Origin of the sequence: Xanthomonas sp. GPE 39, from assembly GCF_000963005.1 — a bacterium.
Classification (GTDB): domain Bacteria; phylum Pseudomonadota; class Gammaproteobacteria; order Xanthomonadales; family Xanthomonadaceae; genus Xanthomonas_A.
On the sequence record NZ_JZHZ01000007.1, the window covers coordinates 3,397,528 to 3,412,986 of the forward strand.

The window sequence follows — 15,459 nt, forward strand, 5'->3', positions numbered from 1 at the left end:
AACGGCAGCGAACGGCATCACGCCTCAGCGCCCACACACCCATAACGAAGGTACCCGATTATTATGAAGACCTCTCTGCTTGCCCTGGGCCTGTTGGCCACCCTGCCGTTCGCCGCTTCGGCCGCCGAAGGCATTTCCTACAACTACGCTGAAGCCGGTTACGCCCAGACCGACAACGGCGGCGACGCCGACGGCTGGGCCGTGAAGGGCTCCTACGCGTTCCACCCGAACTTCAGCGTGTTCGGCGATTTCAACCGCCAGAATAGCGATTTCGGCAATTTCCACGTCAACCATTGGCGTATCGGCGCTGGCTACAACTACGAGATCGCGAACAGCACCGATCTGGTGACCCGTATTGCTTACAACCGTCTGGGCATACCTAAAAACACCAGTATCGGCGATGTGGACCTGTCGAGAAAAACCAATTTCAACGGCTGGAGCGCCGAAGCCGGTATCCGCACCGCCTTCAATCCGTACCTGGAAGTGTATGCACTGGGCGGCTACGAGGATTACCTCAAGAAAGACGGCATCAACCCGGAAGGCCGTTTCTACGGCGTTATCGGTGGTGAAGCCAAGCTCAATCAGAACTGGAGCCTGAGCGGCGACATGAAGATGGACCGCCACGGCACCAAAGAATGGTTCGTCGGCCCGCGCTTCAGCTGGTAAGCGCTTGTCCTAGCGCCACGCGCGACGTCTTCTCTCCCGCCGCGCGCGGCTCTGAAAGCCCGGTCTCACGACCGGGCTTTTTTTTTGCGCGACCAATCGATCGCAGACAACGACGCCGTTTACGGCAACGCATACGAAAACGCCCGGCGTAGCCAGGCGCGCAATCGGTCGAGCCTGGCTCGAATCAGCTGAACAGGGTGGCCGGGTACTCCGGCTTCTGCTCACGCGCCAGCAACTGCTGCAAGCCAGCGGCCGGGGTCAGTTCGCCGTGCAATACGGCACGCACGGCATTGGAGATCGGCAGGTCAATCCCATGACGCTCGGCCTGGCGCATCACCTCGTCAGCCGTCTGCACCGACTCGACAACCTGGCCAATCGCACGCACCGCTTCCTGTAACGGTTGCCCGCGCCCCAGGGCCAGGCCCAGGCGGCGATTACGCGATAGGTCGCCGGTACAGGTCAGCACCAGATCGCCAAGTCCGGCCAGGCCCATCAGTGTTTCCGGTTTGGCGCCAATCGCCGCAGCCAGCCGCAGCATCTCGTTGAGGCCGCGGGTAATCAGCCCAGCGCGCGCGTTCAAGCCCAACTCCATGCCATCGGCCACACCGGTGGCGACCGCCAACACGTTCTTCATCGCCCCACCCAGCTCGGCGCCAATCATGTCGTCGCCGGTGTAGGCACGGAAGGTCGGTCCATGCATCGCTCCGGCGACCTGTTGCGCGAACGCGGCATCGCCATGCACGGTCACCGCAGTCGGCAGGTTCAGTGCCACTTCCTTCGCAAAGGAAGGACCGGTGACGACCGCCAGTGGCACGTGCTGACCCAGGATCTCCTGCGCCACCTCATGCAGGAAGCGCCCGGAACCTGGCTCGAAGCCCTTGGTCGCCCAAGCCACGCCTGCCTGCGCCGGCCGCAACGGGGCGAGCTGACGCATGGTCTGGGTGAACGCATGCGACGGCACTACCACCAGGATCCAGTCGGCGCCGTGGACAGCCGCCGCCAGATCGGTGGTGGCCTGCAGCGTTGCCGGCAACGCAATGGCCGGCAGATAACGTGGATTCTCGTGGCGCTGCGCGATGGCCTCAGCGACACTGAGGTCACGCCCCCATAACACGGTCGCAAAACCATGCCGTGCGGTAAGCGCGGCCAAGGCCGTCCCCCAGGAACCGGCACCGAGAACGGCGATCTTCTTGGCGTTATCGCGCATGCGTAATGGCGGACGCGCTCAGGCGTTGCCTGCCGGCTCCGAATCGGCCAGCGCCTGGTCCTCGCCCTGCTGCGCACGCTGGCGCAGGGTCTCGGCGTACAGCGCCTCGAAGTTAATCGGCTGCAGGAAGAACGGAGGAAAACCGCCGGCCTGAATCAAATCGCTGACCAACGAACGCACGTAGGGGAACAGGATGCTTGGGCATTGCGTACCAAGCAGTACGTCCACTGCCTGCGGCTCCAGGCCGATCAAACCAAACACACCAGCCTGCTGCACTTCGGCCACGTAAGCGGTCTTGCCAGCGGCGGTGCAGGTCAGCGTCACGCCGAGCACCACTTCGAACGCCTGCTCGTTCAGGCGCTGCACGCGCTGATTGAGGTTGAGCTGCAATTCCGGCTGTGCGTTATCGTTGAACACCAACGGCGCATTACGCGACTCGAACGAAACGTCCTTGACGTAGATCTTCTCGATGGTGAAAGCGGGGCCAGCCGCAGCTTCGGTCGGCGCAGCCGCGCCGTTGTTGGTGACATCGGACATTAATTTTGACTCCGGTGGATTCAGTAATAGAACAAAACGGGATTATCACATGCCAGCCATACGACTCGAGGGCCGGCGATGGCGCGCCTCAGCGGCCTTTGACCAGTGGCAACTCGGCCTGCTGCCAAGCGGCGATGCCGCCATCGAGCACGTAAACCTGCTCGAAGCCAGCCTTCTTCAATTGTTTGGCTGCGCCGTCGGCGGTAGTACCGGTACGGCACACCAGTACCACCGGCTGCGACTTGGCATTGCTCACCAGCTTGTGTTGCGGACCGAACTGACTAGGTAAAGCGCTGCGGCTCCCGGCGATATGGCCCTTTTCGAAATCAGCCGAAGCCGACAGGTCCACCACCACTGTATTGCCAGCATTGATCAGCCGGGTCAGTTCGGCCGGGCGCAAGCCCTTATAGCCGCGAAACAGGCGCGCCACTTCGGTGACGACCAAGGCGATGGTCAGGCCAACCAGGGCCATGGCCAACATCGGATTGCGACCGGCGAAGGCCAACAGTTCTTGGGAGTTCACGGGAATCGGAGACTGGAAACGGGCGCAGATTGTCGCACAGCTAGATGGCCGCGCTACTGGCCATTCCATAGATCCGGCAGGCCATCCTGCAACCACCAGGTCTTGGCCTCGGCATCCCAACGCCAGCGTTCGTGGTAGCGGACGCTACGCTCGGCCTGGGTGTTGCGGTTGATCACCCCCAGTTCGATTTCGCGCTGCACCTCACCATCGCTCGCCATGGCGGCTCCGACCCGATAAGAGGAAATCTGAATCTGACGGTAGCGCTCCAGTTGCATGTCGGTCAGCGGGTGCGCTTGCCGGTAGACCGGGTCCACCGCCTGCCAGGCCGACTCGAACTCGCTCCAGCGAATCGCGGCGGCGTAGGCAGTCTGCAAATCGTCCAGTTTGCGCTGTTGCGCGCGACTACCGGCTATGGCCGTGCCGAAGCAACCCAGCAACAACACCAGCACAAGCGTGCGGAACATCGAGTGCATGACAGATCCCCCGGGGCGGCGCGCAGCGCGTGCGATGCGTGCATTCTATCCTTTGGCAATGGCAACGAAGCGCCCGCTCAGCGTCGCCGACGCCGCCGCGCCAAGCGCGCCCACCTGGGCCTGGATGCCGATCCGGGCACGACCACGCTGGCGGAAGGTGTCCACAAACACGTCCCAGTCGGCACCCTCCTCTGCAGCGGCCTGGGTATGCAAGTCAGCGTAGAGCGGGGCCAGATAGCGCACCTGCGTATCGGCGACGTACACATCGCCATGCAATCGGGCCTGGTGCAGTTCGCAATTGACCAGTGCCCAGCCGGCCAACGTCATCACCGAACCCAAACTACCGCCGAAGGCATTACCTTTGTCGTTGATGTTCGCCGCCAGCGGCGCGCTCATATGCAAGCGTCGCTCGGCATAGCCCTGCAGCGTGACCTGCAACGCCGCCGCCGGCGGCATCGCCTCGAACTGCCGTTGCAACTGCTGCAAGAACGCATCGAAAGAGAAATCCGTTGTCATGGTGCGATTGTTCGGCCAGTAAGGCTCGCATAATGCCTGGCATGAGCACATATGCAACCACCGCGGCGGTAGCTTGGACGCTGATTTCACTGCGCCCGCTCGGCGAACATGAACCACTGCGGCGGGCCGCCGCACGCCATGGCGCGCGTCTGCTGGCAGTGTCGCCCTGGCGTCTGCAAGGCCGCACCGATAGCACCACCCGCAGCACACTGGCTCAAGCGCTGGCCGCACCACGGGTGATCTTCAGCAGCCCGGCGGCGGTACGCGCAGCGGCGGCGCTGCAGCCGTTGGTCTCCAGGGCGGACCAGTGCTGGCTGGCGGTCGGTGCCGGCACCGCACGCGCACTACACCGCCACGGTATCGCCGACGTGGCAGTGCCGACACGGATGGATAGCGATGGACTGTTGGCCCTGCCGCAACTGGCGGCTGTTGCTGCACCGGTCGGATTGGTCACCGCACCCGGCGGCCGTGGCATGATCGCCACGCAACTGCAGGCGCGCGGCACGCCACTGCTGCGCGCGGACGTGTATGAGCGCGTACCGCTACAACTCAAGCCACAACGGATCGCGCAACTGCGCACCGTCGGGTCCGGCGTACTGGCGTTGAGCAGTGGCGAGGCGCTGCAATTGATCGTGGCGCAACTGCCCGACGACCTGCTTACAGCCTGGCGCACGCAACCCCTGGTCGCTGCCAGCGCGCGTTTGGCAGCGCTGGCCGCCGAGCTGGGCTTTACCGACATCACTCGCGCGGCCGGACCGCTGCCGCAGCAATTGGCTGCAGCCGCTGCGGCCACGATGACACATCCACGACCTCGCTGAACGCGGGCGAACAACTGGCTTGCGGCCACGGTGCCGCACACGCCATGCTCCGGTAGCGAGGTGCCGACCTTCACCTTAGTTTGCAACGGGGCGAAAGCCATGAAGGATAAGGATGCTGCCAATGACCGACGACACTCTATCCACACCACGCCGTTCCTTGCACTGGATCGGGCTGCTGTTGGTCGCTGCCACAGTGCTGGCGCTTGGGGCCACCGGCTGGCGTGGTTGGAACTGGTGGCAGGCACGCAGCGCACGCGAGCGAGTGCTGCAGTCGGAAGTCCAGCAGCAATTGCAGGCCTTGCAACAGAACCTTGAAGTTCTACGCAGCGATCAACGCGCCACCGTACAGCGGCTCCAGGACGCAGCGAGTACCAATCGCGTGTTGCGCGACGAAATGCTCGGATTGAGCCAGCGCAGCGCGCTGCTCGAAGCCAACGTGGCAAAACTGGCCGATTCCAATCGCCACGGCGCGCAGGCGCTGCGCCTGGACGAAGTCGAACTGCTCCTCAACCAGGGGCAACAACGCCTACTGCTTGCAGGCGATGCGCAAGGTGCGCGGCGCGCCTACGCACTGGCCAGCGGCGTGCTCGATGGCATCGACGACCCACAATTCCTCAACCTGCGGCAAACCCTGCTACAGGAACGTACCGCCTTGGATGCGCTCGGCGAAGGACCACAGGCGCGTTTATCGGCACAACTGGACGCCTTCGCCGCCAGTATCGATGCACTGCCCACGCGGCTGCCGGAGAGCGCACAGCAACCGTTGTGGCAGCGTTTGCTGGCGCCGCTGATCAAGATTCGTCCAGCACAAGGCGGAGTGCTGGCCGCTCGCTCGGAACGCGTGGCTGCCCGCGACGCCCTGCAGTTGGACCTGACCCTGGCCCGTGCGGCGCTGGAGCGTGGCGACGCGCGCGGCTACCGCAGCGCCCTGGCGCGTGCCGGCAGGTGGCTGCAACGGCTCTGGCCGGAATCGCCGCAGCTACGTGCATGTCGCGACACCCTGCGCACGCTGGGTAATGCCGACCTGCGCCCGACGATTCCCGAGTTGGGAACCACCCTGCAGCAACTACGCACCCTGCGCGACGCAAGGAGCCACTCATGAAATCTTTCCGTTCCCTGATCGTGCTCCTGATCGTGATCGCACTCGGCGTGATCGGCGCGCAATGGCTGGCGCAGGAGCAACTGCGCGAATTCGGCGAAGTGATCGTGCGTGCCGGCGACACCGACTACATCGCATCACTCCCGCAGGCCGCGTTGCTGCTGGTGATCGCGTTCCTGCTGCTGTGGCTGATCGGAAACGTGCTGAGTTTTCCGTTCCGCGCTTGGGGCCAACATCGCCGTAAACAATCGCGAGCACGCCTGATCGAGGGGCTGACCGCCGTGCACAACGGCCAGTGGACGCGTGCGGAAAAACAACTGGATACCGCAGCGCAAGATCCAGACGTGAGCGTGATTGCCCTGATCGCCGCAGTCCGTGTGGCCGACGCGCGTGGCGATACACACGCGGTCGAGCGCCATCTGCGGCACCTGGCCGAACGTGATGCCTGTGCCCACGCACTGCTGCAGGCCGAACGCTATCTGGACCGGGAGCGCCCGGTGGATGCGATCAACACGCTCGACGTGGCGGCGGCGCAGCCGCTACCGCCTCGCGGACTGTTACTGCGTACCGAAGCACTGATCCAGATCGGTCGCGCCAACGAGGCCTATGGCCAACTTGGCGCGATCCGCCGGCAACAAGCGCTGCCATTGGACGCCATCGCCGCGCTGGAAACCCGTCTGGCCAGCGCATCGCTGGAACAGGCCAGCGATGCCAACGCACTCGCCGAGCGTTGGGAAAGCCTAGCCAAATCGCTGAGCAGCGAGCCGGATGTGGTTGGGACCTATGCATTGCGTGCCGCTGCCTTGGGCTGGGACGATGCGGCACTGCGCAGTCTGGAACAGGCGCTGGACACGCGCTGGGACGAGGGCTTGGCGGTGCTGTACGGACGCCTGCCGATGCAGCGATACGATACGCGCCACGCCAGCGCACAACGCTGGCTGCAGCAGCATCCTGACAGCCCGGCGCTGTTGCTGACGCTGGCTCGCTTGGCCCGCCACCAGCAGCAGTGGCCGCAAGCCGAAGAGTTCCTGCACCGGGCGCTGACGCTCGACCCCAGTGCCGAGGCCTGGGAGGTATTGGGCGATGGATATGCCGAGGCCGGCGACACGCTCGCCGCGCAGCACTGCTATGCCAATGCGCTGCGCGTGCAGCGCGGCGAGCAGGCGTTGCCATTACCCACGCAGGTGCCCCCGTCGCCGCACGATCCACAGGACGACGGCTTTACGCAACGGCAAGACTGAACTGCGACGGCATGCGCTATACCATCGCCGTCACCGTGCACACAAACTACAACGCAGCGTAAGCGGCGCGTAGGTAAGACACCCTCTGACCATCACGCCGCACGGTCTTGCAGCGCGGACAGCCGACACTTCAGCGCTCGACGATCGCCACCACGCCCATCCCGCCAGCGGTGCAGATCGAGATCAACGCACGACCTCCGCCCCGCTCGACCAATTGCTTGGCGACGGTCGAGACAATGCGCGCCCCTGTCGCGGCGAACGGGTGACCGGTGGCGAGCGAGGATCCCAGCGGATTGATCTTGGCCGGATCGATCTGCCCCAGCGGCGCATCCAAACCCAGACGCGTGCGGCAGTAGTCCTCGCTCTCCCAGGCGCGCAGCGTGCACAACACCTGCGCGGCGAAAGCTTCGTGGATTTCGTAGATATCGAAATCCTGCAGGCCCAGTCCGTGACGCTTGAGCATTTCCGGCACAGCCACCGTCGGTGCCATCAACAGGCCCTCGCCATGCACGAAATCCACCGCCGACACGTGTACGTCGCGCAGATAGGCCATTGGCGCATGACCATGCGCCCGCGCCCATTCCTCGGAGGCAAGCAACACCGCTGCGGCCCCATCGGTCAGCGGGGTGGAATTGGCGGCGGTCAGGGTGCCGCGGCCACTGGCCTTATCGAAGGCCGGCTTCAACGTCGCCAATTTTTCCAGCGACGTATCCGCGCGCAGAATGTTGTCGCGCTCCACGCCACGGAATGGCACGATCAAGTCGGCGAAGAAGCCGCGCGCGTAGGCTGCCGCCAGTTTCTTGTGCGAGGACACCGCCCAGGCATCTTGCGAATCACGCGCGATGCTCCACTGCTTGGCCATGTCCTCGCAATGCTCGCCCATGCTTTTGCCGGTACGCGGCTCGACCACACCGGGGAACTCGGGCTTGAGTTCAGCGAACTTGAAATTGCGGGTGAGCACGCGCAACTTGTCACCAGCCGTCTTGGCACGGTTGGCGGCCAGCAGACGCGCGCGCAACTTTTTGCCATAGACGATCGGCACTTCGGATGTGGTGTCCGAACCGCCGCCGATCCCAGATTCGATCTGCCCGAGCGCGATTTTGTTCGCCACCGTGATAATGCTGTCCAGGCTGGTCCCGCACGCGCGCTGCAGGGTGATGCCGGGAGTCAGCGGCGACAGCCCCGACGACAGTGCCGCCTCGCGACCAAGATTCCAATCGCTGGCATGCTTGATCACCGCGCCCATCGCCACTTCGCCCAACTGCTGGCCGTGGAGGCCGTAGCGCTCCACCAGCGCACCCAGCGTGCGCACCGACATGCCGAGGTTCCCGACATCCGCATACACCGTGTTCTGGCGACAAAACGGAATACGGACGCCGCCGAGAATAGCGACAGGGCGGGCTACTGGCATGAGATCACCTCGCGCGAGGAAGTCGGTAAGATCGCCTCCACGTTAGCGCAGGCATAATGAAGCGAGTGTAGCTATGCGTCCGCGACAGGCCAACCGCCAACCATGAGCCAAATCCTCACCAGCAACAATGTCTGTGGTGTGATCGCCCTTGAACTGTCTTCCGGGCGCGAACCGGCGCATGCAGCATTGCCGCATGCACTCACCGCCGAGTTGGCGGAAAAGATCGGCCGCGATCTCGCACAGTTGGTACCGGCGGTACGCGAACTGGACCTGAGCTTGGCCGGCGCGCACTTCGATCCAGCCGAGGTGTTACGACCGGGCTGGCCAGTGCACCGGCGTCTGGACGAACTGCGCGCACGCGCGCCAGGACGTGACGACGGTCCACGCCTGCTCGCATTCGGCGCCGATGCCGACGGCAGCGTGCCGTTACCGTTCCAGGCCGATGCCACGCTCCGCGGAGCTGCACTGCGCGTGGTGCCGTTCCTACTCAGCGGACCGACGGTCGTCGTACAGCCAGTAGCCGAGACGTTGGAAGACGTGCTGCTGGCGCAAGGCATGGCGCAAGCGGACACGGCGCTGCTAATGCAGCATGGCTTCGGCGCGCAGATCGAGCATGCTCGCTACCTGACGGTCAACGATCTGGCGGCCATGATGTCGATGCAGTACGAGCATCAGGGGCTTGCCGCGCTGTGGCCACTGATCGAGACTGCGCTGCTGGCGCCGGAACAGGAACAATGGCTGGAAAGCCCGCCCGAGCCGCTGCTGTGTTATCGCGGTGGCGAGGTGCGCATGGCCCTATTCGCCCCAGCCGGCTGGTGTGCACACTATGCCTACGACCATCAGGACTGCGACCGCCTGCAGCGAATCTACGAGCAGTATCTAGCACGTCAGCGGCAACTGGCCGCCGTGCTGGAAGCCCACGGCATGCCTGTGCTGTACGTGCACTGCGAGAGCGGCCACGACGCCAGACAGGCACTGGAATCCTGACCAGACAGCGACAAGCTGCACCGCACCGGATGACGGCGCATCCAAGTATGTAATGGCGACCAATTGTCGCGGAAAAACGCCATCCAGCAAACACTTCGCCGTCAGTAGCTGACGTGCGATGGGTCCTGCTGGTAACAAGAGACGAACGGGTTTGCGCATCCGCATTTCCAGTGCATGCAAACCGCATCGACGCATGCGTCATCGTGTCACTAGCAACCGTGCTTGTTGCACATCGGCACGAGAAAGCAGAGCAGAGGGGAGAAGACCTACAGCCGCTCTCCCTCGTCGCTTCGTTGCAGGATCCAGGCTCGCCAGGGTGGGAACACGCCACGCTGTGCCGATCAACGCAGTACCGTGATCACCCCGCAGGACACGCGCCCATCGGAATTGCCAGCCGGTTGGCCGCGGTTGTCGTCAGGATCCGTATGCACGATCAGCGCACGGCCCACGATGTCGTTGGCCGCGCCACCACCGAGCACACTGCCGCGCAGCAGCACATCGATCTGAACGGTACCCTCGGCATTGGCGGTGAGGTGATCGATCTCGCCGGCATGGCGCGGACTCTTGCTGGACCGTCCTTGCGCAGCGTCGAGCGGATTGAAATCGCCACCTGCACTACTTGCGTCAGCCGCACTGCAGTCGCCACGCTCATGCAGATGAAAAGCAAAGGTATGGTTTGGCTGCAAGCCACCGAGCGTACCGGTGATGCGCACACCACCGGGCGCCGCGACCAACGACAGCTTGCCACTCACCAGACTGCCGGAGGCAGGTGCCAACACCGCCTGCGCCTGTTGCGCGGTACCGACGCTGGGCAGCGTCGTGGCCTTGGGCGGCGGATGGGATGGCGCTGAGTGCGGCGTACTACTGCACGCAGCCAACATCAACAACCCGCTTCCGACGAGACCATGTAATCCACAACGCATCGGCATCGACTCCTGTATGCAATAGAGAAAAAGGCCACCGTGCAAACCACATGAAAGCAAGCGCGGCGTGCCAGTCTAACCGGCAGCCGAAGTGGCGTCGCCTCGTTACCCGTTGCGCGGCGACGGATCGCCGATACGACACTGCCATAACGTCGCGTGCATAGATGCGCTCTTTTGCCAAAGCAGGTCCGCTTCAACGTCATTGCCACCGATGTGCATCTGTGCACCCGTTGCGAGCAACCAGGCAACCCGTTTCAGCGCCGGTGCCGGCCCGGGCCAAGCTTACGGGTCACGGTATTGCGGCCCACGCCCAGGCGTGCGGCGGCTTCGGCGCGACGGCCATGCGTGAAGCGCAGGGCGACTTCCAGCAGCGCCTTGTCGAAGCGCTCGCGCGCTTCAGCATGCAGGCCCTCAGCACCATCGGACAAGCGCTGCTGCGCCCAGGCCGACAATTGTGTCTCCCACTCGCCGCTTTCGACGCTGCGCTCGCGACGGCCACCGCGCAGCAACGCGCTATCGACATCGTGCGCATCGATCACCTCAGCCGGAGCCAGCGCGGCCAAACGCCAGCACACGTTCTCCAGTTCGCGCACGTTGCCCGGCCAGGCATAGTCGCGTAACGAGGCCAATGCAGCCGGCGACAGCCGCTTGGGTGGCGTGTCGAGCTTGCGTGCGGCCATCGCCAAAAAATTCTCGGCCAGTTGTGGCACGTCGGTGCGCCGCTCGCGTAACGGCGGCAGTTGCAGCCGCACCACATCCAGACGATGCAACAGATCGGCGCGGAAACGGCCCTGTTCGACCAACGCTTCCAGATCCTGGTGGGTCGCAGCGATCACCCGCACGTCCACGCGGATCAACTCGCGACCACCAACGCGGAAGAATTCGTTCTCGGCCAGCACGCGCAGCAAGCGCGTTTGCAACGGCAGTGGCATGTCGCCGATTTCGTCGAGAAACAAGGTACCGCCATCAGCCTGTTCGAAGCGGCCGATGTGACGCCGCTGCGCGCCGGTGAAAGCGCCAGCCTCGTGGCCGAACAGTTCGCTCTCCAGCAGTTCGGTCGGAATCGCCGCAGTGTTGAGCGCGACGAACGGTTTGCGCGCACGCGGCGACTCGTTGTGCAGCGCGTGTGCGACCAGCTCCTTACCAGTGCCAGTCTCGCCGTTGATCAACACCGACAACGGCGCTTGCGCCAGGCGACCAATGGCACGGAACAACGCGCGCATCGCCGGAGTGTCGCCGATTAGTTCGGCACTGCCCTGCGCGGAGGCCGGCGGCGTGGCCACGACGCTGGCGCTGGACTCGGGTAAGGCGCGCGCGGCCAGTGCCACCGCATCGTCCAGGTCGAACGGCTTGGATAAGAATTCGTGGGCACCGCCGCGGAACGCACCAGCGGTGCTGGCCACATCGGTATAGGCGGACATCACGATCACCGGCAACTGCGGATGCGCGGCTTTGAGTTTGTCCAGCAACACCAGGCCATCGTCACCGGGCATGCGGACATCGGTGAATAGCAGATCCGGAGGCGAGCGTTCCACCAATGCCTGCAAGGCGGCGATGGCGCTGTCGAAACTGTCCACGCTATAGCCTGCATCACGCAGCGCGGTGGACAACACGAAGCGGACGGAGCGGTCATCGTCGACCACCCAGATGCGTTGCGTTCCGTGTAGGGAGTCGGTCATCGCAGTGCTCCTAATCGGTGTCCGCAGCGGCTTGCGGCAGTAACAGGGTGAACACGGTGTGCCCGGGGCGGGAGCGGAAACTCAATAAACCAGCATGTTCACGCGCCACCTGCTGCGCCAGCGCCAAGCCCAACCCGCTACCTTCGGCACGGCCGCTGACCAGCGGCAGGAACAGATGTTCGGCCAATTCCTCGGGCACGCCACGACCGTCATCGACGATGTCAAGGCGCAGGCCGAGCGAATGCACGCTGTCGCGAATGCGCTGGCCGTGTTCGACACGGGTGCGCAAAGTGACCTGTGCGGCACCGGCCTGGATCGCGTTGCGCACCAGATTCCACACCGCCTGGGTGAGACGGTCGGCATCGCCAAGGAACTCGGGAATACTGGGGTCGTAATCGCGTTGCAGGCGCACCGACCAACCACCCTCCGACTCGGCAAGGCGCAATACACGTTCGAGCACCGCGTGGATGTTGAGCATGGCATGCGGCCGCGCTGGCGCCGGCGACAACAACTGGTCGAGCAAACTGTTGAGGCGCTCGATCTCCGCTCCGATCAATTCGATCAGTTCGTGTTCGTCCTCCTCACGGTGTTGCGCGCGGCGCGCCAGCAACTGCGCCGCGCCCTTGAGCCCGGCCAATGGATTGCGCAGCTCGTGGGCCAGGCCTTTCAGCGCGGCGCTCAACGCACTGGGCAAGACTTGCGCCGGGTCCAGGGTGGGAAACTCATCGACTGGATGCGCCTCCAGTAGCCAGCCGCCATCGTCCAGCCGCGACAACCATCCCTCGGCGAAGCGCGGCGCCTCGCCGGGAATAGCCAAGGCCATGCGATGCAGGCGCAACACATCGCGCTCGTCGTTGCGCAGGAACCGCGCCAGCGCGTCGCCCTGTAGTTCCAGCGAAGCCAACGGCTGGTCGAGCAAGCGACGCACGCTGACCCCGAGCCAGCGCGTGAACGCGGGGTTGGCGCCACGCAGGAGGCCGTCGGCATCAGCCCAGACGACCGGGGTGATGAGGGCGGAAAGCGGGGGCGGCGCGGCGCTCATCGTCATCGCACCAATATAGTGCAAAAATGAGCGACTGACCCGACACTCACCGGATAACCGGCCACACAGCGGTCCAATTGCACTGTTGCCGTGCCCGCGCACCAGACTGCGCCAGCGGCAGGACCACGGAAAAAACAGCATCGGGCGAAGCGAGCATCCACGGCAAATACCTCGATCGCTGGGAACACGGGCATCCTTACGCCCCAGGGAGCGTCCGTCGTGAAGGCCTCGGGTCGTGCGGGCCGGCGAAAACGCCGGCCGCACCTATACCGTTCCGAGTCCCGCGACCACGGGGTCGCGAGCCGGTGATGCTCAGGACTCGTAGGCCGATTCGCCGTGCGAGGTGATGTCCAGACCCTGGCGCTCGGCGTCTTCCGACACCCGCAGGCCGACCACCGCCTTGGCGACAAGAAAACCCACCACGGAGACGATGCCGATCCACAGCACGGTCAAACCGACGCCGGTAGCCTGCACCAGCAGTTGGTGGCCCATGGTCACCCCTGTGGCGTAACCGGTGCCACCCAGCGCCTTGTCGGTGAACACGCCAGTCAAAAGCGCACCGACGATGCCGCCGACACCATGCACACCGAACACGTCCAGCGTGTCATCGGCGTTGAGCAGCTTTTTCAGCCCGGTGACGCCCCACACGCAGATGACGCCAGCGGCGGCACCGATGGCAATGGCGCCAAACGGTCCTACCGTACCGGCAGCCGGGGTGATGCCGACCAGACCGGCCACCATGCCCGAGGCAACGCCCAACGCCGAGGACTTGCCCTTGACCACCTTCTCGGTCAACGACCAGGCCAACACCGCGGCAGCGGTCGCCAGCAGCGTATTGAGGAACGCCAGCGCGGCGATGGCATTGGCTTCCAACGCCGAACCGGCATTGAAGCCGAACCAGCCCACCCACAACAACGACGCACCGACGAAAGTCAGAGTGACGTTGTGCGGCTTCATCGCGGCATGACCAAACCCCAGACGCTTGCCGACGAAGTAAGAGCCAACCAAGCCGGCCACGCCCGCATTGATGTGGACCACGGTGCCACCAGCGAAGTCCAGCGCTCCCTTGCCGAACAGGAAGCCCGGGGTCGACCACACCATATGCGCCAGCGGCAGGTAGCCGGCAGTGAACCAGATGACGACAAACAACAACACGGCGGCGAACTTCACCCGCTCGGCGAAAGCGCCGACGATCAGCGCGCCGGTGATGCCAGCGAAAGTCAGCTGGAACGCGACGAACACATACTCAGGCAGCTTGAAGCCCTTGGAGAACGTATCGGCCAACGTGGTGGTATCCACTCCGGTCAGCAGAGCCTTGTTGAGCGTTCCAATGAACGCGCCGCCATCGGCGAAGGCCAAGCTGTAGCCGTACACCACCCACAGCACCGCGATCAGGCAAAACACCACACCGACCTGGATCAGCACCGACAACACGTTCTTGGCGCGCACCATCCCGCCGTAGAACAGGGCCAAGCCCGGCACCACCATCAGCAGCACCAGCAAGGTGGAGGTCAACATCCAGGCAACGTCGCCCTTGTCCACCACCGGCGCGGCGGCGGGTGTGGCAGCGGTGGCCGGCGCGGGCGGCGGCGTCAGTTGCTCGGTCTGCACGTTCGCCGTGGACACCGGCGTGATCTGCGCCTGAGCCAATACGCTGCCCGGCACACTCGCCGCCATCGCGCCAACCAGGATCAGCATGCACGCCGCATAGAACCGGGACTTCCACCCGGAAAACAAACCTGTCTTCATGATCAAGGGTTCCAGGATGGGATTAGAGCGCATCGGCGCCGATCTCGCCGGTACGGATGCGGACAACCTGCTCGATCGCGGTGACAAAGATCTTGCCGTCGCCGATCTTGCCGGTCCCGGCGGCGGCCTGGATCGCCTCGACCACGGCCTCCAGGTGTTCGTCGGTCACCACCGTTTCGATCTTAATCTTGGGCAGGAAGTCGACGACGTATTCGGCGCCGCGGTACAACTCGGTATGACCCTTCTGCCGACCGAAGCCCTTGACCTCGGTGACGGTGATGCCGGACACACCCGCCTGCGACAAGGCCTCGCGGACCTCGTCGAGCTTGAATGGCCGGATGATGGCGGTGATCAGTTTCATGCGCATATCCCGTTGATGGAAGGAAACAACCGCCGAACGCTGTCCGGCGCGTGGCACGTCTGTGCGCCGCGAACGGCGCGAATACTGCTGCGCGAAGCATTCCGTGAATCACGCCGCGACGCGACACACCCTTGTGAAGTGCGACGGTAGCGGCAACGTGGGAGGGAACGTGGCCCACGGCACGCAAGCGCGGTGTTGCGTGGATACCCCTGCTCTATCCGCCGAAA

The 15,459-nt window shown here is 64.3% G+C and carries 16 protein-coding genes; 5 read left to right on the forward strand and 11 right to left on the reverse strand.

The window, feature by feature from the left end:
* Positions 1–63: 63 nt before the first annotated feature.
* The gene (locus XALGPE39_RS14270; RefSeq protein ID WP_045728748.1) at positions 64–666 is read left to right on the forward strand and encodes an Ax21 family protein; all 603 of its coding nucleotides are present in this window, start codon (positions 64–66) and stop codon (positions 664–666) included.
* Between the two features lie 184 nt (positions 667–850).
* Here the strand turns inward: XALGPE39_RS14270 and XALGPE39_RS14275 are convergent, their stop codons facing one another.
* The 5 genes from XALGPE39_RS14275 to XALGPE39_RS14295 form a co-directional block, all read right to left on the reverse strand.
* Positions 851–1,873 (reverse strand): NAD(P)H-dependent glycerol-3-phosphate dehydrogenase, encoded by a 1,023-nt coding sequence (locus XALGPE39_RS14275; protein ID WP_045728749.1) that lies wholly within the window; start codon positions 1,871–1,873, stop codon positions 851–853.
* An 18-nt stretch (positions 1,874–1,891) separates the two neighbouring features.
* Positions 1,892–2,410: a protein-export chaperone SecB gene (gene secB, locus XALGPE39_RS14280; RefSeq protein ID WP_045728750.1), complete on the reverse strand. Its 519-nt coding sequence runs from the start codon at positions 2,408–2,410 to the stop codon at positions 1,892–1,894.
* Between the two features lie 88 nt (positions 2,411–2,498).
* Positions 2,499–2,933, reverse strand: coding sequence for a rhodanese-like domain-containing protein (locus XALGPE39_RS14285; protein ID WP_045728751.1), 435 nt, complete (start codon positions 2,931–2,933; stop codon positions 2,499–2,501).
* A 53-nt stretch (positions 2,934–2,986) separates the two neighbouring features.
* Complete coding sequence (locus XALGPE39_RS14290; protein WP_045728752.1) at positions 2,987–3,406, reverse strand: hypothetical protein; 420 nt, start codon at positions 3,404–3,406, stop codon at positions 2,987–2,989.
* 45 nt (positions 3,407–3,451) lie between these two features.
* The gene (locus tag XALGPE39_RS14295) at positions 3,452–3,922 is read right to left on the reverse strand and encodes a YiiD C-terminal domain-containing protein (protein WP_045728753.1); all 471 of its coding nucleotides are present in this window, start codon (positions 3,920–3,922) and stop codon (positions 3,452–3,454) included.
* Positions 3,923–3,954: 32 nt separating this feature from the next.
* On the opposite strand from XALGPE39_RS14295, the gene XALGPE39_RS14300 reads away from it, so the two are divergent.
* From XALGPE39_RS14300 to XALGPE39_RS14310, 3 genes are all read left to right on the forward strand, one after another.
* The gene (locus tag XALGPE39_RS14300; RefSeq protein WP_045728754.1) at positions 3,955–4,740 is read left to right on the forward strand and encodes a uroporphyrinogen-III synthase; all 786 of its coding nucleotides are present in this window, start codon (positions 3,955–3,957) and stop codon (positions 4,738–4,740) included.
* Positions 4,741–4,861: 121 nt separating this feature from the next.
* Positions 4,862–5,842, forward strand: a complete 981-nt coding sequence (locus tag XALGPE39_RS14305; protein ID WP_045728755.1) for a uroporphyrinogen-III C-methyltransferase — start codon at positions 4,862–4,864, stop codon at positions 5,840–5,842.
* Complete coding sequence (locus XALGPE39_RS14310) at positions 5,839–7,080, forward strand: heme biosynthesis HemY N-terminal domain-containing protein (protein WP_045728756.1); 1,242 nt, start codon at positions 5,839–5,841, stop codon at positions 7,078–7,080. The genes XALGPE39_RS14305 and XALGPE39_RS14310 overlap by 4 nt, the downstream gene beginning before the upstream one ends.
* A gap of 130 nt (positions 7,081–7,210) precedes the next feature.
* On the opposite strand, the gene XALGPE39_RS14315 is transcribed toward XALGPE39_RS14310, so the two are convergent.
* On the reverse strand, positions 7,211–8,491 hold the full coding sequence (locus XALGPE39_RS14315; RefSeq protein WP_045728757.1) for an acetyl-CoA C-acetyltransferase: 1,281 nt from the start codon (positions 8,489–8,491) through the stop codon (positions 7,211–7,213).
* 102 nt (positions 8,492–8,593) lie between these two features.
* On the opposite strand from XALGPE39_RS14315, the gene XALGPE39_RS14320 reads away from it, so the two are divergent.
* Positions 8,594–9,478 (forward strand): hypothetical protein, encoded by an 885-nt coding sequence (locus XALGPE39_RS14320; RefSeq protein ID WP_045728758.1) that lies wholly within the window; start codon positions 8,594–8,596, stop codon positions 9,476–9,478.
* A gap of 341 nt (positions 9,479–9,819) precedes the next feature.
* On the opposite strand, the gene XALGPE39_RS14325 is transcribed toward XALGPE39_RS14320, so the two are convergent.
* The 5 genes from XALGPE39_RS14325 to XALGPE39_RS14345 all read right to left on the reverse strand — a co-directional run bounded on the left by XALGPE39_RS14325 (position 9,820) and on the right by XALGPE39_RS14345 (position 15,232).
* Entirely contained in the window at positions 9,820–10,401 is a 582-nt protein-coding gene (locus tag XALGPE39_RS14325; protein ID WP_045729251.1) for a superoxide dismutase family protein, read from the reverse strand.
* A gap of 254 nt (positions 10,402–10,655) precedes the next feature.
* Positions 10,656–12,080, reverse strand: a complete 1,425-nt coding sequence (ntrC, locus tag XALGPE39_RS14330; RefSeq protein WP_045728759.1) for a nitrogen regulation protein NR(I) — start codon at positions 12,078–12,080, stop codon at positions 10,656–10,658.
* A gap of 10 nt (positions 12,081–12,090) precedes the next feature.
* Positions 12,091–13,128 (reverse strand): ATP-binding protein, encoded by a 1,038-nt coding sequence (locus tag XALGPE39_RS14335; RefSeq protein WP_200893888.1) that lies wholly within the window; start codon positions 13,126–13,128, stop codon positions 12,091–12,093.
* Between the two features lie 306 nt (positions 13,129–13,434).
* The gene (amt, locus tag XALGPE39_RS14340; protein WP_045729253.1) at positions 13,435–14,871 is read right to left on the reverse strand and encodes an ammonium transporter; all 1,437 of its coding nucleotides are present in this window, start codon (positions 14,869–14,871) and stop codon (positions 13,435–13,437) included.
* Between the two features lie 22 nt (positions 14,872–14,893).
* Positions 14,894–15,232 carry a P-II family nitrogen regulator gene (locus XALGPE39_RS14345; RefSeq protein WP_012917562.1) on the reverse strand — a complete coding sequence of 113 codons (339 nt, stop codon included), beginning with the start codon at positions 15,230–15,232 and terminating at the stop codon, positions 14,894–14,896.
* Positions 15,233–15,459 lie beyond the last annotated feature (227 nt).